The 20387-nt window shown below is 70.5% G+C and carries 19 protein-coding genes; 7 read left to right on the forward strand and 12 right to left on the reverse strand.

Annotation, left to right across the window (positions count from 1 at the left end):
• Window positions 1–159: 159 nt before the first annotated feature.
• Window positions 160–1566, reverse strand: coding sequence for a right-handed parallel beta-helix repeat-containing protein (locus G9Q37_RS06910; protein WP_166226449.1), 1407 nt, complete (start codon window positions 1564–1566; stop codon window positions 160–162).
• Window positions 1567–1661: 95 nt separating this feature from the next.
• Between G9Q37_RS06910 and G9Q37_RS06915 the strand changes: the two genes are divergently transcribed.
• Entirely contained in the window at window positions 1662–2984 is a 1323-nt protein-coding gene (locus tag G9Q37_RS06915) for a UDP-glucose dehydrogenase family protein (protein WP_166226451.1), read from the forward strand.
• A 24-nt stretch (window positions 2985–3008) separates the two neighbouring features.
• Here G9Q37_RS06915 and G9Q37_RS06920 read toward each other — a convergent pair whose 3' ends face one another.
• Genes G9Q37_RS06920 through G9Q37_RS06940 form a run of 5 tightly spaced genes read right to left on the reverse strand, consistent with a single transcriptional unit; the run spans window position 3009 to window position 8329 of the window.
• Entirely contained in the window at window positions 3009–3605 is a 597-nt protein-coding gene (locus tag G9Q37_RS06920) for a chromate transporter (RefSeq protein ID WP_166226452.1), read from the reverse strand.
• The gene (locus G9Q37_RS06925) at window positions 3602–4204 is read right to left on the reverse strand and encodes a chromate transporter (protein ID WP_166226454.1); all 603 of its coding nucleotides are present in this window, start codon (window positions 4202–4204) and stop codon (window positions 3602–3604) included. The genes G9Q37_RS06920 and G9Q37_RS06925 overlap by 4 nt, the downstream gene beginning before the upstream one ends.
• Window positions 4204–4947: a 3-oxoacyl-ACP reductase FabG gene (fabG, locus tag G9Q37_RS06930; protein WP_166226456.1), complete on the reverse strand. Its 744-nt coding sequence runs from the start codon at window positions 4945–4947 to the stop codon at window positions 4204–4206. The genes G9Q37_RS06925 and fabG overlap by 1 nt, the downstream gene beginning before the upstream one ends.
• A 27-nt stretch (window positions 4948–4974) precedes the next feature.
• On the reverse strand, window positions 4975–7116 hold the full coding sequence (locus G9Q37_RS06935; protein ID WP_166226458.1) for a 3-hydroxyacyl-CoA dehydrogenase NAD-binding domain-containing protein: 2142 nt from the start codon (window positions 7114–7116) through the stop codon (window positions 4975–4977).
• A gap of 4 nt (window positions 7117–7120) precedes the next feature.
• On the reverse strand, window positions 7121–8329 hold the full coding sequence (locus tag G9Q37_RS06940; RefSeq protein ID WP_166226460.1) for an acetyl-CoA C-acetyltransferase: 1209 nt from the start codon (window positions 8327–8329) through the stop codon (window positions 7121–7123).
• Between the two features lie 101 nt (window positions 8330–8430).
• Here G9Q37_RS06940 and G9Q37_RS06945 point away from each other — a divergent pair, with 101 nt between their 5' ends.
• Window positions 8431–9594 carry an acyl-CoA dehydrogenase family protein gene (locus G9Q37_RS06945; protein ID WP_166226462.1) on the forward strand — a complete coding sequence of 388 codons (1164 nt, stop codon included), beginning with the start codon at window positions 8431–8433 and terminating at the stop codon, window positions 9592–9594.
• Window positions 9595–9607: 13 nt separating this feature from the next.
• Here the strand turns inward: G9Q37_RS06945 and G9Q37_RS06950 are convergent, their stop codons facing one another.
• From G9Q37_RS06950 to G9Q37_RS06970, 5 genes are all read right to left on the reverse strand, one after another.
• Entirely contained in the window at window positions 9608–10249 is a 642-nt protein-coding gene (locus tag G9Q37_RS06950; RefSeq protein ID WP_240936556.1) for an ABC transporter ATP-binding protein, read from the reverse strand.
• 4 nt (window positions 10250–10253) lie between these two features.
• Complete coding sequence (locus tag G9Q37_RS06955) at window positions 10254–10988, reverse strand: general secretion pathway protein GspB (RefSeq protein WP_166226464.1); 735 nt, start codon at window positions 10986–10988, stop codon at window positions 10254–10256.
• A gap of 9 nt (window positions 10989–10997) precedes the next feature.
• Window positions 10998–12686, reverse strand: a complete 1689-nt coding sequence (locus G9Q37_RS06960) for an ExeA family protein (protein WP_166226466.1) — start codon at window positions 12684–12686, stop codon at window positions 10998–11000.
• Window positions 12687–12745: 59 nt separating this feature from the next.
• Window positions 12746–13303 (reverse strand): bactofilin family protein, encoded by a 558-nt coding sequence (locus G9Q37_RS06965; RefSeq protein WP_166226468.1) that lies wholly within the window; start codon window positions 13301–13303, stop codon window positions 12746–12748.
• Between the two features lie 108 nt (window positions 13304–13411).
• Window positions 13412–14320: a crotonase/enoyl-CoA hydratase family protein gene (locus tag G9Q37_RS06970; protein WP_166226470.1), complete on the reverse strand. Its 909-nt coding sequence runs from the start codon at window positions 14318–14320 to the stop codon at window positions 13412–13414.
• A 111-nt stretch (window positions 14321–14431) separates the two neighbouring features.
• On the opposite strand from G9Q37_RS06970, the gene G9Q37_RS06975 reads away from it, so the two are divergent.
• From G9Q37_RS06975 to G9Q37_RS06995, 5 genes are all read left to right on the forward strand, one after another.
• A complete protein-coding gene (locus G9Q37_RS06975; RefSeq protein ID WP_166226472.1) occupies window positions 14432–15988 on the forward strand; it encodes an FAD-dependent monooxygenase in 1557 nt (518 codons plus the stop codon).
• A complete protein-coding gene (locus G9Q37_RS06980) occupies window positions 15985–16176 on the forward strand; it encodes a hypothetical protein (RefSeq protein ID WP_166226474.1) in 192 nt (63 codons plus the stop codon). The genes G9Q37_RS06975 and G9Q37_RS06980 overlap by 4 nt, the downstream gene beginning before the upstream one ends.
• Window positions 16173–16625 carry a MarR family winged helix-turn-helix transcriptional regulator gene (locus G9Q37_RS06985; protein WP_166226476.1) on the forward strand — a complete coding sequence of 151 codons (453 nt, stop codon included), beginning with the start codon at window positions 16173–16175 and terminating at the stop codon, window positions 16623–16625. Before G9Q37_RS06980 ends, G9Q37_RS06985 begins: the two co-directional genes overlap by 4 nt.
• Before the next feature lie 28 nt (window positions 16626–16653).
• Entirely contained in the window at window positions 16654–17262 is a 609-nt protein-coding gene (locus tag G9Q37_RS06990; protein WP_166226478.1) for a GAF domain-containing protein, read from the forward strand.
• Between the two features lie 92 nt (window positions 17263–17354).
• Complete coding sequence (locus G9Q37_RS06995; protein WP_166226480.1) at window positions 17355–19703, forward strand: YgiQ family radical SAM protein; 2349 nt, start codon at window positions 17355–17357, stop codon at window positions 19701–19703.
• A 15-nt stretch (window positions 19704–19718) separates the two neighbouring features.
• Here the strand turns inward: G9Q37_RS06995 and G9Q37_RS07000 are convergent, their stop codons facing one another.
• A complete protein-coding gene (locus tag G9Q37_RS07000; RefSeq protein ID WP_166226481.1) occupies window positions 19719–20384 on the reverse strand; it encodes a DUF1294 domain-containing protein in 666 nt (221 codons plus the stop codon).
• Between the last annotated feature and the right edge of the window lie 3 nt (window positions 20385–20387).

Genomic DNA, 20387 nt, shown 5'->3' on the forward strand with positions numbered 1-20387 from the left:
CCGGCGGCAAAAACCGGACAAAATCACGCGTCTGGATTATTGACCGCCAAAATTCAGCGGCCGGCCTGGCAGGCCGGTAAGAATTTGCAAGCCGAATGGCCAATCAATGCCTGGCGAGGGCAATTGTCACAAAATGTCGGAAAAGCGTGACAGACCTATTTAAAGTGAATTTAATGCGCCCGCAATGGCAATTTCCGAACGCCGAATGCGGTGAAAGTCGGTGTCGGCAAATGCAGGAATCCCCGCATTGGCAGTAGCGGGCTGCGCCCGCCATTGCAATGCACGCGCAAGTGCCGGATCAAAGAACTCGGCGAGCCGGGCATCGAGCTGGCGGTCGACCCGGCTGCCGTCGCGCACCCACACTCCGGCGTCCGAGAGGTTGGCCCGCAGCCGCACCCCGGAGCCGTTGCGGGCGCCGATGCCCGCGGTATTGACCAGCGTGTTGTGCAGCAGCTGGATGTCCTGCGCGCGGTTCGCGTCGAGCCCGACGTCGTTGCAGTGGGCCACGATGTTGTTGGCGGCCAGGCCGCCGCGGTGTTCGTGCGCGGCGCAGCGCTCGCTGCGGCAGGCGCCCGGATCGGTGCCGCCGCCGCCGAACGAAATGCCCACGCGCACGCCCGGCTGGGAAATGCCGCTGGGCGTGCAGACCACCAGGTTGCGCTCGAAGCGCGCGTCTTCGCTGGCTCCCTTGGCGAACAGGCCGTACGAGACCTGGTTGCCGTGTGCCTTCACGAAACCGGCCACGTGGTTGTCCTGGATGCGCCAATGGCTGGCCCCGACGAGGTCGAACATGACCACCGGCTTGTCGGTTTGCCGGGGCCCGCTGTTGACCAGGGTGTTCTGCGCCAGCAGCCCGTGGTCGGGCCAGTCGCCGTCCCAGCCGTTGACCTTGATGGCCGCGTTGAAGTCACGGATGCGGTTGTTGCGGATGACCACATGGTGGCCGCGCCCGACCACATGGAAGGCGTGTTCGCAATCGTCGTGGCGTGGGCACACGCCCCGGATGTCGAGGTTCTCGAAGCGCCAGTGGGCCTTGTCCACCAGCACGCCCTCGACCTGCCCGAACGCGAACCACACGGTGCCCGGGCGCTCCGCGCGCAGCGCGATGGGCGCCAGGGCCGTGCCGTCCTGCCCCAGGCGCAGCTTGGTCTCGAAGGGGTAGAGGCCGGGCGCGACCACGATGTCGGTGCCGGGCGTGGCCTGCATCAAGGCTTCGCGAATGGCCTGCGGGCTGTCCACCCGCCGGGTCTGCACGAGCCCGGCGGGGCGAGGCGCCGGCTCGCTGCGCTGGCCTTTGCCCAGATCGGGCAACGCGCCCGCCGGGGGCTCGATTTCCAGGCGCCGCTGCGCGGCCTGCAGGGCGGGCAGCAGCACGGCCTCGAGCCGGGTGTGACCCTGCAGCCGCCTTTGCAGGTGGCGCAGCGCGTCGTTGGGGCTGCGCTCGCCGAGCTGCGCGCGCCATTGGCGGCCGGTGTCGCTGGTCCAGAGCCAGACCGCAGCGGCCAGCAGACCCAGCGCCCCGAGACCGAGCAGCGCGATGAACACCTGGAACAGGAATTTCTTCATGGAATACCCCCCAGGCGTGTACCTTGGTTGTCAATTTGCGCCGCTATCATGCGCCGTCCCCGAGGAAGAGGGATGACGCAAAGGAAACACGGAACATGAAAGTCACGGTGGTGGGTACGGGGTATGTGGGCCTGGTCAGCGGTGCCTGCCTGGCCGAGGTGGGCAACGACGTGCTCTGCCTCGATGTGAATCCCGAGAAGATCCGCATTCTGGAGTCGGGCGGCATCCCGATCTACGAACCGGGGCTCGAGGAAATGGTGGCGCGCAACGTGGCCGCCGGCCGCCTGCACTTCACCACCGACGTGGCGCGCGCCGTCAACCACGGCACCATCCAGTTCATCGCCGTGGGCACGCCGCCCGACGAAGACGGTTCGGCCGACATGCAGTACGTGCTGGCCGCCGCGCGCAACATCGGCCGCCTCATGACCGACTACAAGGTGGTGGTCGACAAGAGCACGGTGCCCGTGGGCACGGCCGACAAGGTCAAGGCCGCGATCGCCGACGAGCTCGCTCAGCGCGGCGTGGACACGCCCTTCGCCGTGGTGTCCAACCCCGAATTCCTCAAGGAAGGCGCGGCTGTCGACGACTTCATGCGCCCCGACCGCATCGTCGTGGGCGGCAGCGACGAGCAGGCCATCTTCCTCATGCGCGCGCTCTACGCCCCCTTCCAGCGCAACCACGAGCGCCTGGTGGTGACCGACGTGCGCAGCGCCGAGCTCATCAAGTACGCGGCCAACGCCATGCTGGCCACGCGCATCAGCTTCATGAACGAGCTGGCCAACCTGGCCGAGAAGCTGGGCGCCGACATCGAGATGGTGCGCCAGGGCATCGGCTCCGACCCGCGCATCGGCTACCACTTCCTGTACCCCGGCGCGGGCTACGGCGGCTCCTGCTTCCCCAAGGACGTGAAGGCCCTGATCCAGACCGCCGCCACCGACGCGAACCTGGAGCTCAAGGTGCTCAAGGCGGTCGAGGCCGCCAACGACGCGCAGAAGCAGGTGCTGGCGCGAAAGCTCAAGCAGCGCCTGGGCGACGACCTCAAGGGCCGGCACATCGCGCTCTGGGGCCTGGCCTTCAAGCCCAACACCGACGACATGCGCGAAGCGCCGAGCCTGAGCTTCATCCACGAGGTGCTGGCCGCCGGCGCCACCGTGACCGCCTACGACCCGGCCGCCATGGAGGAAACCCAGCGCGTGCTCAAGGGCGTGCAGGGCCTGAGCTACGCCAAGTCGCCCAACGAAACCCTGGAAGGCGCGGACGCGCTGGTCATCGTGACCGAGTGGAAGGAGTTCCGCAGCCCGGACTTCAACCTCATCAAGCAGCGCCTGAAGCAGCCGCTGATCGTGGACGGCCGCAACCTCTACGACCCGGCCTTCGTGCGCCGCATGGGCTTCGACTACCTGCCGATCGGGCGCTGAGCCCGCGCGATGGGGCGCCCGGGTTCACACCCAGCCCAGTGCGCCCAGCAAGCCCCCCGCACCCAGCAGCCACAGCAGGTGGATGCGGGTGCGCCACACGAGCAACACCGCCGCTGCGGTGAGCAGCCACAGCCGCCAGTCTCGCGCCGGCTCGTTGTGGGCGGCCGTGAGCAGCCAGCCGGTGGCGATCAGCAGCGCCACCACGATGGGCGCCATGCCGGCCTTGAAGGCGCGCACCGCGCGGCGTTCGCGATTGTGGTGCGCCCAGCGCGTGGCCGTGTAGGTGAGCACCGAAGACGGCAGCAGGATGGCCAGCATGGTGGTGCACACGCCGAACAGGCCCAGCGCCCAGGCCCACGCGCCGCCCTGCGGGCCGCCGCCCGCGTTCAGGCCGATGTTGAAGCCCAGCAGCGCGATGAACAGCACGTTGGGGCCGGGCGCGGCCTGCGAGAGCGCGATCGAGGCGGTGAACTGTGCGTCGGTGAGCCAGCCGTGCTGCGTCACGAGGTAGCGGTGCATGTCGGGTGCGACCGTGATCGCGCCGCCCACCGCCAGCAGCGAGAGCGTGAGGAAGTGCAGGAACAGGTCGAGCCAGTCGACGGCGATCGGCAGCGCGTTCATGCGGTGCTCCGCGCGGCCAGCCGGCGCCAGGCCCAGCCGCAGGCCAGCGGGCCCAGCGCCAGCAGCACCCAGGCCAGCGGCCATCGCAACAGCCCCACACCAGCGAAGCTCGCGGCCGCGAAGGCCAGGCAGGCCCCCATGCCCATGGCGTTGTTGCGCAGGGCCGCCACGAGCTTGATGCCGGTGGCCGCGATCATGCCCGCGGCCACCGCGCCCATGCCGCGCAAGGCGCCCTGCACGGCGGGGGCATGCGCGAGCTGGGTGTAGAGCACGGCCATCACGAGCAGCAGGGCCAGCGGCGCGAGCAGCATGCCCGCCACCGCCACCAGCGCGCCCGAGAGGCCGAAGTGGCGGCCGCCGATCATCATGGCCAGGTTCACCACGTTGGGGCCCGGCATGATCTGCGCCACCGCCCAGTCCTCGACGAACTGCTCGCGCGTGAGCCATTGGCGCTTTTCGACCAGCTCGCGCTGTACCACGGCGAGCACGCCGCCGAAGCCCTGCAGGGCGAGCCAGGTGAAGGCGGTGAACAGCTCGCGGCGCGAGCGCGGGCTGGCGGGGGCGGCCTCGGTTGTGGGTGCGGGTTCAGGTTCGGGCATCACACCGACATGCCGCCGCTGACCTCGATCACGGCGCCGTTGACGTAGCTCGCGTCGTCGCTCGCGAGGAAGGCGTAGACGCTGGCGATTTCCTCGGGTCGGCCCAGGCGGCGCAGCGGCACGCGCTGCTGCATCTCGGCGATCACCTTGTCGGGGATGGTGCCGAGGATGGGCGTTTCGATGAAGCCGGGCGCGACCGCGTTCACGCGCACGCCCTTGGGCCCGAGTTCGCGGGCCCAGGTCTTGGTGAAGCCGATCACGCCGAACTTGCTGGCGGCGTAGTTGGTCTGGCCGTAGTTGCCATAAATGCCCACCACCGACGAGGCGTTGAGGATCACGCCCGAACCCTGCTGCACCATGGCGTCGGCCACGCGCTGGGCGCAATGGAACACGCCGCGCAGGTTGACGTCGATGACGCGATCGAATTGTTCAAGCGTCATTTTCTGCAGGCGCGCGTCCTGCGTGATGCCGGCGTTGTTCACCAGCACGTCGATGCGGCCGTGGCGCGCGAGCACCTCTTCCACCACGGCGTCCACGCGCGCGCGGTCGGTGACGTCGAGCGCATGGCCCTCGGCCCGCGCGCCCAGCGCCTGGCAGCGCCGCACGGCCTCGGCCACGGGCTCGGGCTTGAGGTCGGCAAGGACCACGATCGCGCCTTCGCGCGCAAAGGTTTCGGCGGTGGCCAGGCCGATGCCCTGGGCGGCGCCGGTGATGAGACAGACCTTGTTGTGCAGACGGGACATGGGTGACGGAAGCGGCGAAAGGAACGATCAGGGTTGGGGCGCGAAGCGGCGGATCGCGTCGCGCGCGGCGCCATCGAGCAGGAAGCCCTGGCCGAAGCGGCGCGCGAGATCATCGCAGCGTTTTTCGAAGGCATCGATGCCCTGGCCGTAGACGAACTGCAAGGCCCCGCCGGTCCAGGCCGGAAAACCGATGCCGAAGATCGAGCCGATGTTGGCGTCGTGCGCCGTGGTGAGCACGCCTTCGGCCAGGCAGCGCACGGTCTCCACCGACTGGCGGTAGAGCAGGCGGTCCTTCACGTCCTGCAGCGACCAATCGAGCTTGGGGTCTTCGAACAGCCCCTTGAGCTCGGGCCACAGGTGCTTGCGCTGGCCCGGCGGGTAGTCGTAGAAGCCGCCACCGGCGTGCCGGCCCGCGCGCCGCAGCGTCTTGACCATGCGCTCCACCAGCAGTTCGCCCGAGCCAGGCTCATAGACCTTGCCCTCGGCCTTGTAGTCGGCACGGGTCTGGTCGAGCACGTGCACCGCGAGCGAGAGCGCGGTTTCGTCGAGCACCGCGAGCGGGCCCACGGGCATGCCGGCCTGCACCGCGGCGTTCTCGATCACCGGCGCCGGCACGCCTTCGCCGAGCATGGTCGCGCCTTCCATCACGAAGGTGCCGAAGGTGCGGCTGGTGTAGAAGCCGCGCGAGTCGTTCACCACGATGGGCAGCTTGCCCAGGGCCTGCACGTAGTCGTAGGCGCGCGCGATGGTCTCGTCGTCGGTCTTCTGGCCGCGGATGATCTCCACCAGCTGCATCTTGTCGACCGGGCTGAAGAAGTGGATGCCGACGAATTTCTCGGGCCGCGCCACCGCCTTGGCCAGGCCGGTGATCGGCAGGGTGGAGGTGTTGCTGGCCATGAAGCCGCCGGGCGCGAGCTGGGCCTCGGCCTCGCGCGTGACCTGCGCCTTCACGTCGCGGTTCTCGGTCACGGCCTCGATGATGAGCTCGCAGCCCTGCAGGTCCTTGGCGTGGTCGGTGGGCGTGATGCGTGCCAGCAGCGCCTGTTGCGCGACCACGCTCATCTGGCCCTTGTCCACGCGCGGCTGCGTCACGCGCAGGCTGTAGGCGCGGCCCAGCTCGGCGTTCTCCAGGCTCACGTCTTCGAGCACGGTGTCGATGCCGCGGCTGGCCTGGGCGTAGGCGATGCCCGCGCCCATCATGCCCGCGCCCAGGATGCCGACCTTCCTCGGCTTGAACTTCGGCACGTCGGCGGGGCGCGAGCTGCCGCCCTTGACCGCGTTCAGGTGGAAGAAAAAGGCCGTGATCATGTTGCGCGCCACCGGGCTCACGATGAGCTGGGCGAGGTAGCGGCTTTCGATGCGCAGCGCGGTGTCGTAGTCGACCATCGCGCCTTCGACCATGGCCGCGAGCGCGGCCTCGGGCGCCGGATAGAGGCCGCGCGTCTTCTGCTTGAGCACCGCGGGCGCCACGCTGAGCATGCCCGCGATCTTGGGGTTGGCGGGCGTGCCGCCGGGCATCTTGTAGTCCTTGGCGTCCCAGGGGTGCTGGGCGCTCGCGTGGGTGGCGATGTAGGCCTCGGCCGCGGCGCGCAGCGTGGTGGCGTCGGGCGCGAGCTCGTGCACCAGGCCGAGCTCGAGCGCCTCGCGCGGGTTGAACAGCCGGCTCTCGAGGATGTAGGGCTGCGCGCCCTGCAGGCCGAGCAGGCGCGTCATCTTGGTGATGCCGGTGGCGCCCGGGATCAGGCCCAGCGTGATCTCGGGCAGACCGAGCTGGATGCGCGGGTTGTCGAGCGCGATGCGGTGGTGGCCCACCAGCGCCACCTCCCAGCCGCCGCCGAGCGCGGCGCCGTTGATGCAGCTCACCACCGGCACGCCCAGGGTTTCGAGGGTGCGGAAGTTCTTCTTGAGCTGCTCGATCTCGGCGAAGACGCGCGGTGCATCGGACGCCTGCAGCTTGAGCGTGGCCTTGAGGTCGGCGCCCGCGAAGAAGGTGCTCTTGTTGGACGCGAGGATGATGCCCTTGATGAGCGCCTTGTCGCGCACCACCAGGCCGGTCACGGTGCTCATGTCGCGCTGCCAGTCGGCGCACATGGTGTTCACCGGCGAGCCGGGCTCGTCGAAGGTGATGGTGGCGACGCCCTGGTGCAGTTCGTACTGGATGGTCTTCATGCGTTCAAACCCGCTCGATGATGGTCGCGATGCCCATGCCCCCGCCCACGCACAGCGTGGCCAGGCCGCGCTTGAGGTTGCGGCGCTCGAGTTCGTCGAGCAGGGTGCCGAGGATCATGGCGCCCGTGGCGCCCAGCGGATGGCCGAGCGCGATCGCGCCGCCATTGACGTTGACCTTCTCGTGCGGCACGCCCATTTCGCGCATGAACTTCATGGGCACCGCGGCGAAGGCCTCGTTGACCTCGAACAGGTCGATGTCGTCGACCGTGAGGCCGGCCTTGGCCAGGGCCTTGCGCGAGGCGGGCATGGGGCCGGTGAGCATGATGGTCGGGTCGGCCCCCGACAGCGCCACCGACACGATGCGCGCGCGCGGCGTGAGCCCGTGGGCCTTGGCCGCGGCCTCGTTGCCGATCAGCACGGCGGCCGCGCCGTCGACGATGCCCGAGGAGTTGCCCGCGTGGTGCACGTGCTCGATGCGCTCGACCTGCGGGTAGCGCTGCAAGGCCACGGCGTCGAAACCCATGGCGCCGAGCTGCTCGAACGCGGGCCGCAGCGCGGCCAGGCCTTCCAGCGTGGTGTGCGGCTTGATGAACTCGTCTTCGCCAAGCAGGGTCTGGCCGAGCATGTCCTGCACCGGCACCACCGAGCGCTGGAAGCGGCCTTCGCTGCGCGCGGCGGCCGCGCGCTGCTGCGAGACGAGGGCGTAGGCGTCGACGTCCTCGCGCGTGAAACCTTCGAGCGTGGCGATCAGGTCGGCGCCAATGCCCTGGGGCACGAACAGCGTGGCGCTGTTGGTGGCCGGGTCCTGCGCCCAGGCGCCGCCATCGGAGCCGATGGGCACGCGGCTCATGCTCTCCACGCCGCCGGCCACCACCAGGTCTTCCCAGCCGCTGGCCACCTTCATGGCCGCGGTGTTCACCGCCTCCAGGCCCGAGGCGCAGAAGCGGTTGAGCTGCACGCCGGCGCAGCGCCAGTCCCAGCCGGCCTTGAGCGCCGCCACCTTGGCGATCACCGAGCCCTGCTCGCCGATGGGCGAGACCACGCCCATCACCACGTCGTCGACCGCGCCGGTGTCGAATCCCTGCCGGCGCTGCAGCGCGTCCAACGTGCCGGCGAGCAGGTCGACCGGCTTGACCTCGTGCAGGCTGCCGTCCTTCTTGCCCTTGCCCCGGGGCGTGCGGATGGCGTCGAAGATGAATGCCGCTTCACTCATGTGCGTGTCTCCTCGGTGATCACCGAAAACCCGGGCCAGTATAGACTTTTGCCAAGCAACTGCTTGCTAAAAATCCCATCGGGCGTCCACTTGGAGACATCATGATCGAACGCAGCCTCTTCCATGCCGACCACGCCGCCTTCGCGGACAGCTTCCAGCGTTTCGTTGACAAGGAAATCGCTCCCTTCCACGAGGCCTGGGAGGAGCAGGGCTACGTGGACCGCGAGGTCTGGCGCAAGGCCGGCGAAAACGGCTTTCTGTGCGCCACCATGCCCGAGGCCTACGGCGGCTCGGGCGTGGACAAGCTTTATGCCGTGGCCCAGATGGAGGCGCTGGCCCGCGGTGGCTTCAGCGGCATCGGCTTCGGCCTGCACAGCGAGATCGTGGCGCCCTACATCCTGCACTACGGCACCGAGGCGCAAAAGCGCCATTACCTGCCGCGCCTGGCCACGGGCGAGATGGTGGGTGCGATCGCCATGAGCGAACCCGCCGCAGGCAGCGACCTGCAGGGCATCAAGACCACGGCCCTGGTGCAGCCCGATGGCAGCTACCGGCTCAATGGCAGCAAGACCTTCATCACCAACGGCTGGCACGCCGACCTCGTGATCGTGGTGGCCAAGACCGACCCGGCCGCGGGCGCCAAGGGCACCACGCTGCTGCTGGTCGAGCGCGGCATGCCCGGCTTCGAGAAGGGCAAACGACTGAAGAAGCTGGGGCTGAAGGCGCAGGACACGTCCGAGCTGTTCTTCAACAACGTGCACGTGCCGGCCGAGAACGTGCTCGGCGGGCCCGATTTCGTGGGCCGCGGTTTCGTCTGTCTGATGGAGCAACTGCCCTGGGAGCGGCTGCAGATCGCCATCGGCGCGGTGGCCGCGGCACAGGCCGCGATCGACTGGACCGTGCAGTACGTGAAGGACCGCAAGGCCTTCGGCAGCACGGTGGGCGCGTTCCAGAACACCCGCTACACCCTGGCCGAACTGCAGACCGAGGTGCAGGTGGCGCGTGTGTTCGTGGACAAGTGCTGCGAACTGATTGTCGAAGACAAGCTCGATTCGGCCACCGCGAGCATGGCCAAGTACTGGTGCAGCGACCTGCAGTGCAAGGTGATGGACGAATGCGTGCAGCTGCACGGCGGCTACGGCTACATGTGGGAATACCCCATCACCCGCGCCTACGCCGACGCGCGCGTGCAGCGCATCTACGGCGGCACCAACGAGATCATGAAAGAGCTGATTTCGCGCCAGATGGGCCTGGGCGCGCGCTGAGGGCTTGCGGGATTCAGCCCGCGCGGGCCGGCAGCCACACGGTGGCGGCGGGCACGCCGAGATCGGCCGGCTCGTGGTCGGCCACGAGCCAGGCGCGTGTGCCGGCCGTGGCGGCGTCGGCCAGGCACGTGCGCAGGAAGCGGATCGAGGGCGTGTCGAGCGCGGCGAAGGGCTGGTCGATCAGCGTCACGGGCGCGCCCGAGGCCAGCGCTGCGCACAGCCACAGCTTGCGCCGGCTGCCCGTGGACAGCATGTAGAGCGGCTTGTGCAGGTGCTCGTCGAGCCCGAAACCATCCACGCAGTCGGCCAGCAGGTCTTCGTCGAGCGCGGGCCAGTGGCGGGCCGCGGCTTCGAGGTAGCCGGCACCGGGCATGGCGTCGTGCTCGGTGCTGCGCGGGTCGACCCAGAACACCTGGCGGCGGTAGCCGTCCGGGTCGCGGGCGCGGTCGGTGCCGGCGGCTTCAAGACGGCCGGCCTGAGGCGCGAGCGCGCCCGCGATCAGGGCCAGCAGCGTGGTCTTGCCCACGCCCTCGTCACCACACACCCAGGTCAGGCCCGGGCCCGCCTGCAGCGATAAACCGTCGAACAGCGGCGCGGCGCCGGGCCAGGCGAAATGCAGTTGCTCCACGCAGAGCAGCGGGCGGGACGCGGACATGGGCTCAGTAGGTCAGGCGCAGGCGCTGGCCCTGGTGGTTGATGACCGCGGCGCGCGGGCCGATGGTCTCGAGCTTGAGGCCGGGCGCGATGTCCTGGCCTTCCTGCAGCACCTTGCCGTCGACGATGAGCATGCGCAGCGCGGGATTGCTGGCGTAGGTGGCGCCGCTGACCTTCAGCGCGGGCAGGCCCGCGCGCGCGGGCTCGGGCAGGTCGGCCACGCGGGGCAGGGCCTCGTCGGCCGGCGCGGGGCCGGCGGCAGCGGGTTTGGCCGCCGGGGCGGGCGCGGGCGTGGATGCAACGGCGGAAGAGGGAGCGGGGGCGGGGGCCGCCGCGCGCGCGGGCGGAGGCGGCGAAGGCGGCGGAGGCGGGGGCGGTGCCAGGATGGGTTGTACCGGCTGTACCGGTGCGGGTAGGGCCGGTGGGGCCGGCGACACCGGCGGGGCCGGGGGAGGGGGCGCGGTGGCCACCGCCGGTGCGGGCGCAGGGGCCGGCGCAGGGGCCTGGGCCGTCACCGGCGCGCTGCCACGGCCGAACCACCACCCGGCGGCCACGGCCAGCAACGCAAAGAGCGCAATCAGCAACAGCGCCAGCCGCCACGGCCGACGCGCCCCGCGGCCTGCACCCGAGCGCGCCGCGTCGCCTGTGCGCGTGGGCGGCACCTGGGTGTGCAGGCCGGGCACGCGGCCGCGTTCGCGCTCCGCGTCGGCGCGCCGCAAGGCATCGAGGATGTAGGACATGGCGTGGCCTCAGGATCGCGGCAACAGCCGGGGCTCGTCCACGCCGCTGGCCAGGTTGAGCTGCATGAAGGTGACGGGGCCGGCCGGGCCGCCGGCGTCGATGCCCTGGGCGCGCTGGAAGCTTGCGAGCCGCGCCGCGGGTTCGTCGCGCGAGGCCGGCACCCGGCCCTGCGCCTGCAGCGCGGCGATGCGCTCGGCCAGCCAGGCCCCGGCAGGACCGCTGCGGCCGTCGATCAGCCGCGTGGTCTGGCCCGGGGGCAGGCGCCACAGCGTGGCGTAGTCGCCCTGCCAGCGTTCGGCGAGTTCGGTGAGCGGCACGCGCCAGCGCTGCTCACCGCGGCCGAGCACGGCGCTGTCGCCGTTCAGGGCGGTGAGCAGCAGGCGACCGCTCGCGCCATCGGGCAGGCGCAGCTGCAGCACACCGGGGCGGTTGAGCTGGCGCAGGCCGTGCACGGTCATGCGGTCGGTGCGGTAGCACTGCAGGCCTGCGCCGATGGCCTGGGCGCAGGGGTCGTTGCCCGTGAGGCTCGCGCCCCACAGCGGCGCGATGGCCCGCCAGGCCTCGGTGTCGCTCGCGATGAGCGCGGACGCGGGCGGCCAGGCCAGGGGCAGCTCGACCTCGGCCGGCGCGGCCGCGGGGCTGGCGGCGGCCGTGGCCGGTGGCGGCGCAGGCGCAGGCGCAGGCGTGGGCGTGGGCAGCACGGTGGCCGCCGGGGCCGGCGCCGGGGCGCGCTGCTGCAGCCAGAACCAGGCCACGGCCGCGGCCGTGGCCGCCCCCACCACGGCCCCGGCCAGCGCGCCCGTGGCCAGTGCGTTCCAGCGCCCGCGCGCGAGGCGCTGCCGGGCCGCGCGCGGGTCGGACCGGCGGGGCCGCGACGCGTCGTCGAACACCTCGGTGGCGGCCTTGTCGACCGTGGCGCGCTCCACGCGGTGCTGCTGCGAGGCGTAGGCGCCCAGCAGGGCGCGGTCGCACAGCAGGTTGATGCGGCGCGGCACGCCGCGCGAGAGCTGGTGGATGCGCTCGATGGCCGCGGGGGCGAACGGCACCGGCCCCTTGAGGCCGGCCACCTGCAGGCGGTGCTGGATGTACTCGCGCGTCTCGGCGGGGTTGAGGGCTTCGAGGTGGTAGCGCGCGATCACGCGCTGCGCGAGCTGCTCGAGCTCGGGCCGCGCGACCACGTCACGCAGCTCGGGCTGGCCGATCAGCACGATCTGCAGCAGCTTGCGTTCGCTGGTTTCGAGGTTGGTGAGCAGGCGCAGCTGCTCGAGCACGTGCGGCGTGAGGTTCTGCGCCTCGTCGATGATGAGCAGGTTGCGCTCGCCGCGCGCGTGGCTGGCCAGCAGGTATTCGTTGAGCGGGTCGAGGTGGTCCTTGACCGTGGCCGGGCCGATGCCCTCGTGCCGCACCTCGACGTTGAACTCGCGGCAGATGGTGCGCAGCAGGTCGCCCACCGTGAGCTTGGGGTTGAAGATGTAGGCCACCCGGCAGTTCTCGGGCACCTGCTCGAGAAAGCAGCGGCAGATGGTGGTCTTGCCGGCGCCGATCTCGCCGCTGAGCAGCACGAAGCCGCCGCCGCCGCGGATGCCGTACAGCAGGTGTGCGAGCGCCTCGCGGTGGCGCTCGCTCATGAAGAGGTAACGCGGGTCGGGCGCGATCGAGAAGGGCTCGCGCTCGAGCCCGAAGAACTCGGCGTACATGGCCCCGAGCATACCGGGGCCGGCGGGCCTTGCGCCAGCGCGTCAGGCCCGCGCCGCGCTCAGGCCGCCAGCGCCATGGACGGCTTGCTGCCCGCGGCCTGCGTGGCCTTGCCCGTCGCCGCGGCCGCGCATTCGACGTCGCCCGAGAGCTGGCCGCCTTCCTCGATCACGACCTTGCCGTAGCGGATGCGGCCCGTGACCTTGCCGGTGGCGTGGATCACGAGCTTCTGGCGCACCGTGAGGTTGCCATCGATGGTGCCGTGCACCTCGGCCACGTCGACCTCGGCCGAACCCTTGAACGCGCCCTGCTGCGCGATCTGGATCACGCGCGAGTCCATCGTGGCCTCCACCGTGCCTTCGACGAACAGCGTGTCGCAGTCCTGGATCTCGACGCCCTTGAGCTTGATGTTCGGGCCCACGATGAGCTTGCTGCCGCCTTCGGGCGTGGCCGTGGCGGTGCTCGCGGCCGGCTGGCTGGCCGCCGGGGTCTGCGGTTCGGGACTGGACGTGGACGGGGCGGTGCTGCCGTAAGCGCCGGGGGTGGGGCGCGGGCTGGCCATGCCGGAACCCAGCGGACGGGCTTGCTCGTTGTCGCGTTTGCCGAACTGCAGTGCCATGTGACTCTCCTTGGTGTGATGGTGCGGGATGCGAGAGCCGCCATGCTAGGCAGCACAGGCCTTACATCCGGGACGGTTCCGTAAGACCTGTGTCCAGATGAACAGGGGTCAGCCGCGCGGCGGCCGGCGCGACTCCATTTCGCGGATCAGCGCGCGCGCCTCATCGCCCTCGGGGATGGGCTGGCCGCTGTCGCGCCACTGCACCGCGGCCTTGAAGCCCTTTTCCTGGGCATAGCGGCGGAACCACAGGCCCTCGGGGTTGTGGCGCGTGATGCCGTCGAACACGGTGGCCATCTGCTGCGATTGTTCGAGGCCCATGGTGAGCATCACCTGGTTGACCACCAGCTTGTGCATGGCCAGGTGCGACGAGGGCACGCCCGCGATGCGTTCGGCCAGCGCCATCGTGCGCGCGTCGAGCTGGTCGGCGGGCACGGCCTCGTTGGCCAGGCCCCAGGCGAGTGCGGTGCGGCCGTCGATCACGTCGCCCGTGAACATGAGCTGCTTGGCGCGCGCCGGGCCGAGCCGGTAGGTCCACATGGCGGTGGTGGGGCAGCCCCACACGCGCGTGGGCATGTAGCCGATGCGCGCGTCTTCGGCGATCACCAGCAGGTCGCAGCACAGCGCAATGTCGCTGCCGCCGGCCACGGCCGCGCCGTGCACCTTGGCGATGGTGGGCTTGGCGCTGCGCCACAGGCTCATGAAGTCCTCGGTGTTGCGCTTCATCACGGCGTAGTCGGCCATCGGGTCCCAGGGGTGGCGTTCCTGCTGGCAGGGGTGGTCGATATCGCCCTGGCCGTAGTGCACCAGGTCGTAGCCGCCGCAGAAGCCCTTGCCCGCGCCTTCCACCACGATCACGTGCACGGCCGGGTCGGCGTTGGCCCATTCCACCGCGGCGCGGATGTCGGCCGGCGTGCGGTCGGTGATCGCGTTGTAGTGCTCGGCGCGGTTGAGCAGCAGCCGCGCCACGCGCGGGTTCTGCGGGTCGTGGTCGATGCGCAGGGTGTCGAAAACGGGCATGGGGGGTCTCCGGGTGTGGGTCGCAATGGGGTCGGTCCATCGTATCGACGGGTGGTGCGCCGGTGGGCATGGGAATCCCTATATAGTTGCGCCCGCAACCAATTCGGAACCATGAACCCGACCCTTCCCGAACGCATTCCCGTGGCCATCGCCGGCGGCGGCCCGGTGGGCCTCACGCTGGCGGCGCTGCTCTCGCGCCAGGGCATCGCCTGCGTGGTGATCGAAGCCGACGAGGCCTATTGCACCGGCAGCCGGGCCATCTGCATCTCGCGCCGCTCGCAGGAGATCCTGGGCTGGGTCGGGGCCGATGCGCCGCTGGTGGGCAAGGGCCTGGGCTGGGTCGGCGGGCGCAGCCACTTCCGCGAGACCGAGGTGCTGCACTTCCAGATGCCCAGCGAGCCCACGCAGCGCTTCGCGCCCATGGTCAACATCCAGCAGTTCTACGTCGAGGCCTACGCGCACCAGGCCATGGGCGAGGGCGGCGCGGTGTTCTGGAACCACCGTGTGCGCGCGGTGCAGCCGCAGGCCGACGGCGTGGACCTCACGATCGACACGCCCGCCGGCGAGCGCCGGCTGCGCGCCGACTGGCTCGTGGCCTGCGACGGCGGCCGCAGCACGGTGCGCGAGCAAATGGGCCTGCAGCTCGAAGGCACCCAGTACGAGGGCCGCTACGTGATCGTGGACATCCGCCAGAAAACGCACCGCGCGGTGGAGCGCCTGGCCTGGTTCGACCCGCCGTCCAACCCCGGCTCGACCATCCTCATGCACCGCCAGCCCGACGAGGTCTGGCGCATCGACTACCAGATCCGCGACGACGAAGACCCGGCCGAAGCCGTCAAGCCCGAGAACGTGCTGCCGCGCGTGCAGAGCCACCTGCAGATGATCGGCGAGACCGAGCCCTGGGAGCCGCTGTGGATCTCGATCTACAACGCCAAGTGCCTCACGCTGCCGCGCTACCGCTATGGGCGCGTGTGCTTCGCGGGCGACGCCGCGCACCTGGTGCCGATCTTCGGCGTGCGCGGGCTCAACTCGGGCCTGGACGACGCGGGCAACCTCGCGTGGAAGCTCGCACGCGTGGTGCGCGGCCAGTCGCCCGAGGCGCTGCTGGAGAGCTACAGCACCGAGCGCGTGCACGCCACGCACGAGAACCTTGCCTACGGCGCCAAGAGCACCGAGTTCATGGCGCCGCCCGATTTCGCCTTCCGCCTCATGCGCGAGGCCGCGCTGCGGCTCGCGGTCGACGACCCGCACGTGCGCGCGCTGATCAACCCGCGCCAATCGGCGCCCATCGCGTACACCGGCTCGGTGCTCAACGTGGCCGACGACGGCGCCTGGGCGAACAACGTCGCTGCGCCCGGCTCGCCCGCTCCCGAAGCGCTGCTGCGCGGCCCGCAGGGCGAGACCCACCTGAGCCGCCGCTACGGCCAGGGCTTCGTGTGCCTGGTGTTCGGCGGCGCCGCGCCGGCCCTGCCCGAGGGCGTGGAGGCGGTGTGCATCACGGCCGCCATGGACGTGCACGGCCAGGCCTGGCAGCGCCACGGCCTGCAAGGGCCCGACGAGGCCGCGCTGGTGCTGGTGCGCCCCGACGGCTACGTGATGGGCCGCTGGCACGGCCTCGATCCGCGCCCCGTGGCGCAGGCGCTCGCCACCACCGGAGTGTTCGCATGACCGATACCGACCTGGACACCAGCTACACCGCCCTGTGCAAGGCCCTGGGCGACGTGGGCGAGCCGCAGGCCCCGCTGATGCTCGCCATGCTCAGCCTGTCGCTGCTCGCGCGGCTGCCCGACGCCGCCGCGGCCCTGCCGCTGATCGAGCAGGCCCGCGTGCGCTGCCTGCAGGAGCCCCTGGCATGAAGCCCGCGCGGCCGCTGGGCGAGCAGCTCACCTGGCGGCTGCACCGCCTGGGCAAGCTCACCGACCGCGCCACCGCGCAGGCCTATGCCGACGAGCTCGGGCTGGGCGTGGCCGAGGGCCGTGCGCTCGCGGCCGTGGGCGCGTTCGGTCCGTTGTCGGTCAACGACCTTGCCGCGCACGCCCACCTCGACAAGGCCCAGGCCAGCCGCGCTGCGCAGATGCTGGTGGCACGCGAGCTGGTGCTCAAGAGCGCGAGCGACACCGACGCGCGGGCCGTGGTGCTCAGCCTGTCGCGCCGCGGGGCGCAGCTGCACCAGCGCGCCATGGCGCTGATCGAGCGCCGCAACCGCGAGATCATGGGCTGCCTGAGCGCGGCCGAGCGCAAGACGCTGCTGGAGATGATCGACCGCCTGATTGCCCATGCAGGGGCGGGCGGAAAAACACCTTGATACACCGTGCGCCGCTATAAACCGGCGCATGAAGATGAATCCCTTTGCTCCTTCCGATTTCGGCCCCGACAGCATCTCGGTGCGGGTGTCCGAACTGCTCGTGGCCACCGCCGACAACACCGACGAAGGCATCGACCGCTCGATCGGCGAGGTGCTCAAGCTGCTGCGCGAACGCATGGGCATGGACGTGGTGTTTGTCTCCGAGTTCGTCAATGGCGAGCGCGTGTTCCGCAAGGTCGACCAGGCCCCGGGCGTGAAGGTGATCGCGGAAGGCGAGGGCGCGCCACTCGAGCAGAGCTGGTGCCAGCGCGTGGTCGATGGCCGCCTGCCGCAGTACATCGCCGATGCGAAGAAGGAGCCCGCGGCCGCGCCCCTGCTCAAGGAGTTGCCGTTTCCCATCGGCACCCACCTGAGCACGCCGCTGGTGCTCGGCAACGGCGAGGTCTATGGCACCTTGTGCTGCTTCAGCTTCGAGCCCAACGGACACGTGAGCTTCGAGGACCTCACGCGGCTCAAGCTCACGGCCAAGCTGGCCGCGCAGCGCCTGGAAAGCCGCCGGCAGGCCCAGGCCAGCGCCCCGGCACCGGCGCGCCGGGCCGCCGGGGGCGTGCCCGACTGGCAGCTCAAGCCCAAGTGAGAGGGCCCACGGCTGCGCAAACAGGGGGCGGCCGGTAAAATCGCGCGTTTTGCGCGGCGCCCGCACGGCGCGCCTTTTGCGCCCATCGCGCCATGAACGCCCCCATCGACGTCTCCTTTTTCCACCGGCCCGCCAAGCCGCTGACCAGCTACCGCCCTTACTGGGCGAAGCGCTTCGGCACCGCGCCCTTCCTGCCCATGAGCCGGGCCGAGATGGACGCGCTCGGCTGGGACAGCTGCGACGTCATCCTCGTCACCGGCGACGCCTATGTCGACCACCCGAGCTTCGGCATGGCCGTGATCGGCCGCGTGCTCGAAGCGCAGGGCTTTCGCGTGGGCATCATCGCCCAGCCCGACTGGACCAGCGCCCAGGCCTTCAAGGCCCTGGGCAGGCCCAACCTGTTCTGGGGCGTGACCGCGGGCAACATGGACTCGATGATCAACCGGTACACCGCCGACCGGAAGATCCGCAGCGACGACGCCTACACGCCCGGTGACGTGGGCGGAAAGCGCCCCGACCGCGCGGCCATCGTCTACAGCCAGCGCTGCCGCGAGGCTTACAAGGACGTGCCCATCGTTCTCGGCGGCATCGAAGGCAGCCTGCGCCGCATCGCCCACTACGACTACTGGAGCGACAAGGTGCGCCGCTCCATCGTGGTCGACAGCAAGTGCGACCTGCTGCTCTATGGCAACGCCGAGCGCGCGCTGGTCGAGGTCGCGCACCGCCTGGCCGCGCGCACGCCGGTCGAGGCCATCACCGACGTGCGTGGCACCGCCTTCATCCGCCGCCCGGGCGACCCGAGCGCCGAGGGCTGGATCGAGATCGATTCCACCGAGGTCGATCAGCCCGGGCCGGTCGAAGCCCACCTCAACCCCTACATGACCACCAGCGAGGCGGCGCAGTCGCAGGGCCAGTCGTGCTCGAAAGACGAGTCGCCTGATGCGACGGCCTCGCCGCAAGGCGCGGCCGTGCAGCCGCTGACCTTCGTGCCCAACCCCGCGCTGCAGGGCAAGGGCAAACGCCCGCCGCGCGAGCGCACCGTGATCCGCCTGCCCAGCTACGAGCAGGTCAGGAGCGACCCGGTGCTCTACGCGCACGCCAACCGCGTGCTGCACGTGGAGGCCAACCCCGGCAACGCGCGCGCGCTGGTGCAGGCGCACGGCGAGGGCGCGACCGCGCGCGACGTGTGGATCAACCCGCCGCCCATTCCGCTCACCACGGCCGAGATGGACCACGTGTTCGACCTGCCGTACGCGCGCTCGCCGCACCCGTCCTACGCCGACGAGCACGGCCGCCACGACGGCGCGACCAAGATCCCCGCGTGGGAGATGATCCGCTTCAGCGTGAACATCATGCGCGGCTGCTTCGGCGGCTGCACCTTCTGCTCGATCACCGAGCACGAGGGCCGCATCATCCAGAGCCGCTCCGAAGACTCGATCATCCGCGAGCTCGAGGAGATGCGCGACAAGGTCGAGGGCTTCACCGGCGTGGTGAGCGACCTCGGCGGCCCCACGGCCAACATGTACCGCCTGGGCTGCCGCACGCCCGAGATCGAGGCCGCCTGCCGCAAGCCCAGTTGCGTTTATCCGGGCATCTGCCAGAACCTCACCACCGACCACGGCCCGCTGATCAAGATCTACCGCCGCGCACGTGCCTTGAAGGGCATCAAGAAGGTGCTGATCGGCTCGGGCCTGCGCTACGACCTCGCGGTGCAGAGCCCCGAGTACGTGAAGGAGCTGGTGCAGCACCACGTGGGCGGCTACCTCAAGATCGCGCCCGAGCACACCGAGAGCGGTCCGCTGTCGAAGATGATGAAGCCCGGCATCGGCAGCTACGACCGCTTCAAGCAGATGTTCGAGAAGTACAGCGAAGAGGCGGGCAAGAAGCAGTACCTCATCCCGTACTTCATCGCCGCGCACCCCGGCACCAGCGACGAGGACATGATGAACCTCGCGCTCTGGCTCAAGCGCAACGGTTTCCGCGCCGACCAGGTGCAGACCTTCTACCCCAGCCCCATGGCCACCGCCACGGCCATGTACCACTCGGGCCTCAACCCGCTCAAGGGCATCCACCGCGACATCGGGCCGGGCGGCCGCTCCGAGCGCGTGGACATCGTGCGCGGTGAGAAGCGCCGCCGCCTGCACAAGGCCTTTCTGCGTTACCACGACCCGAACAACTGGCCGCTGCTGCGCGAAGCGCTCAAGGCCATGGGCCGGGCCGATCTCATCGGCAACGGCAAGCAGCACCTGATCCCGACCTACCAGCCGCTCACCGACGGCGGCTACCAGAGCGCGCGGCGCAAGAACAGCACGCCGCCCGGCCAGGCGCGCTCGCAGGGGGCCGGGCAGCCTGCGCCCAAGGGCCGCCTGCTCACGCAGCACACCGGCCTGCCGCCGCGGGCGGGCACGGGCGGCGCGGCGCGCCGGCCCAAGCCGCGCTGAGCGCCGCGGCCCTGTTCAGTGCCCGGCCAGTGGCCAGACCACCCAGAAGAACAGCCCGACCACGTTAAGCACCGCGCAGGCGATGAACATCCGCTGGAAAGCGGGCTCGTTCAGGCGGTGCTGCAGCGCATGCTGGGCCAGCCAGGCCGACGGCCAGCCGCCCAGCGCCGCCACCAGGTGGAGCAGCTCGGTCGGCACCGGCTCGCCGCCTTCCTTTTCCACGTACTGGTCGCGCCAGTAGAGGAAGAAGGCGGCGGCGTTCACCAGCACCACCCCCGTGAGCACGACCCAGGGAAATCGGCCGAAGGCGATGCCCAGCAGCCACAACAGCGACCAGCCGCCCAGCAGCGCCAGGGCCGTGATGGCCTGGCGCTTGCGGTCGCGCGCCTCGCGCCAGCGCTGCGCGGGCGAGGGGCCGGTGGCCGCGAGCACCGGCTCGGGGGCCGGCTCGGCCGCCTCGCGGCGCAGCGGCGGCGGGGGCGGCAGGCGCACCGCCAGGGCGCGCGGCCCCTTGCCGCCCACCACGATTTCGTTGAACACCACCTGGGTGCCGGTTTCGACGGGATGCGGCCCGTTGTAGTCGCCGATGTGGAAGTACACATCGGCCGGTGTGTCGGGGCTGCGGATGTAGCCGCAGGCCTGTGCGGGGTCCCAGCGGACGATGGAGCCTTGCTTTTTCATGGC

It is taken from the genome of Hydrogenophaga crocea (genome assembly GCF_011388215.1).
GTDB lineage: Bacteria > Pseudomonadota > Gammaproteobacteria > Burkholderiales > Burkholderiaceae_C > Hydrogenophaga > Hydrogenophaga crocea.

Coding starts and splice junctions, on each gene's coding strand:
- G9Q37_RS06910 (WP_166226449.1), bottom strand. CDS start 1,566: ATGAAGAAATTCCTGTTCCAGGTGTTCATCGCGCTGCTCGGTCTCGGG.
- G9Q37_RS06915 (WP_166226451.1), top strand. CDS start 1,662: ATGAAAGTCACGGTGGTGGGTACGGGGTATGTGGGCCTGGTCAGCGGT.
- G9Q37_RS06920 (WP_166226452.1), bottom strand. CDS start 3,605: ATGAACGCGCTGCCGATCGCCGTCGACTGGCTCGACCTGTTCCTGCAC.
- G9Q37_RS06925 (WP_166226454.1), bottom strand. CDS start 4,204: ATGCCCGAACCTGAACCCGCACCCACAACCGAGGCCGCCCCCGCCAGC.
- fabG (WP_166226456.1), bottom strand. CDS start 4,947: ATGTCCCGTCTGCACAACAAGGTCTGTCTCATCACCGGCGCCGCCCAG.
- G9Q37_RS06935 (WP_166226458.1), bottom strand. CDS start 7,116: ATGAAGACCATCCAGTACGAACTGCACCAGGGCGTCGCCACCATCACC.
- G9Q37_RS06940 (WP_166226460.1), bottom strand. CDS start 8,329: ATGAGTGAAGCGGCATTCATCTTCGACGCCATCCGCACGCCCCGGGGC.
- G9Q37_RS06945 (WP_166226462.1), top strand. CDS start 8,431: ATGATCGAACGCAGCCTCTTCCATGCCGACCACGCCGCCTTCGCGGAC.
- G9Q37_RS06950 (WP_240936556.1), bottom strand. CDS start 10,249: ATGTCCGCGTCCCGCCCGCTGCTCTGCGTGGAGCAACTGCATTTCGCC.
- G9Q37_RS06955 (WP_166226464.1), bottom strand. CDS start 10,988: ATGTCCTACATCCTCGATGCCTTGCGGCGCGCCGACGCGGAGCGCGAA.
- G9Q37_RS06960 (WP_166226466.1), bottom strand. CDS start 12,686: ATGTACGCCGAGTTCTTCGGGCTCGAGCGCGAGCCCTTCTCGATCGCG.
- G9Q37_RS06965 (WP_166226468.1), bottom strand. CDS start 13,303: ATGGCACTGCAGTTCGGCAAACGCGACAACGAGCAAGCCCGTCCGCTG.
- G9Q37_RS06970 (WP_166226470.1), bottom strand. CDS start 14,320: ATGCCCGTTTTCGACACCCTGCGCATCGACCACGACCCGCAGAACCCG.
- G9Q37_RS06975 (WP_166226472.1), top strand. CDS start 14,432: ATGAACCCGACCCTTCCCGAACGCATTCCCGTGGCCATCGCCGGCGGC.
- G9Q37_RS06980 (WP_166226474.1), top strand. CDS start 15,985: ATGACCGATACCGACCTGGACACCAGCTACACCGCCCTGTGCAAGGCC.
- G9Q37_RS06985 (WP_166226476.1), top strand. CDS start 16,173: ATGAAGCCCGCGCGGCCGCTGGGCGAGCAGCTCACCTGGCGGCTGCAC.
- G9Q37_RS06990 (WP_166226478.1), top strand. CDS start 16,654: ATGAAGATGAATCCCTTTGCTCCTTCCGATTTCGGCCCCGACAGCATC.
- G9Q37_RS06995 (WP_166226480.1), top strand. CDS start 17,355: ATGAACGCCCCCATCGACGTCTCCTTTTTCCACCGGCCCGCCAAGCCG.
- G9Q37_RS07000 (WP_166226481.1), bottom strand. CDS start 20,384: ATGAAAAAGCAAGGCTCCATCGTCCGCTGGGACCCCGCACAGGCCTGC.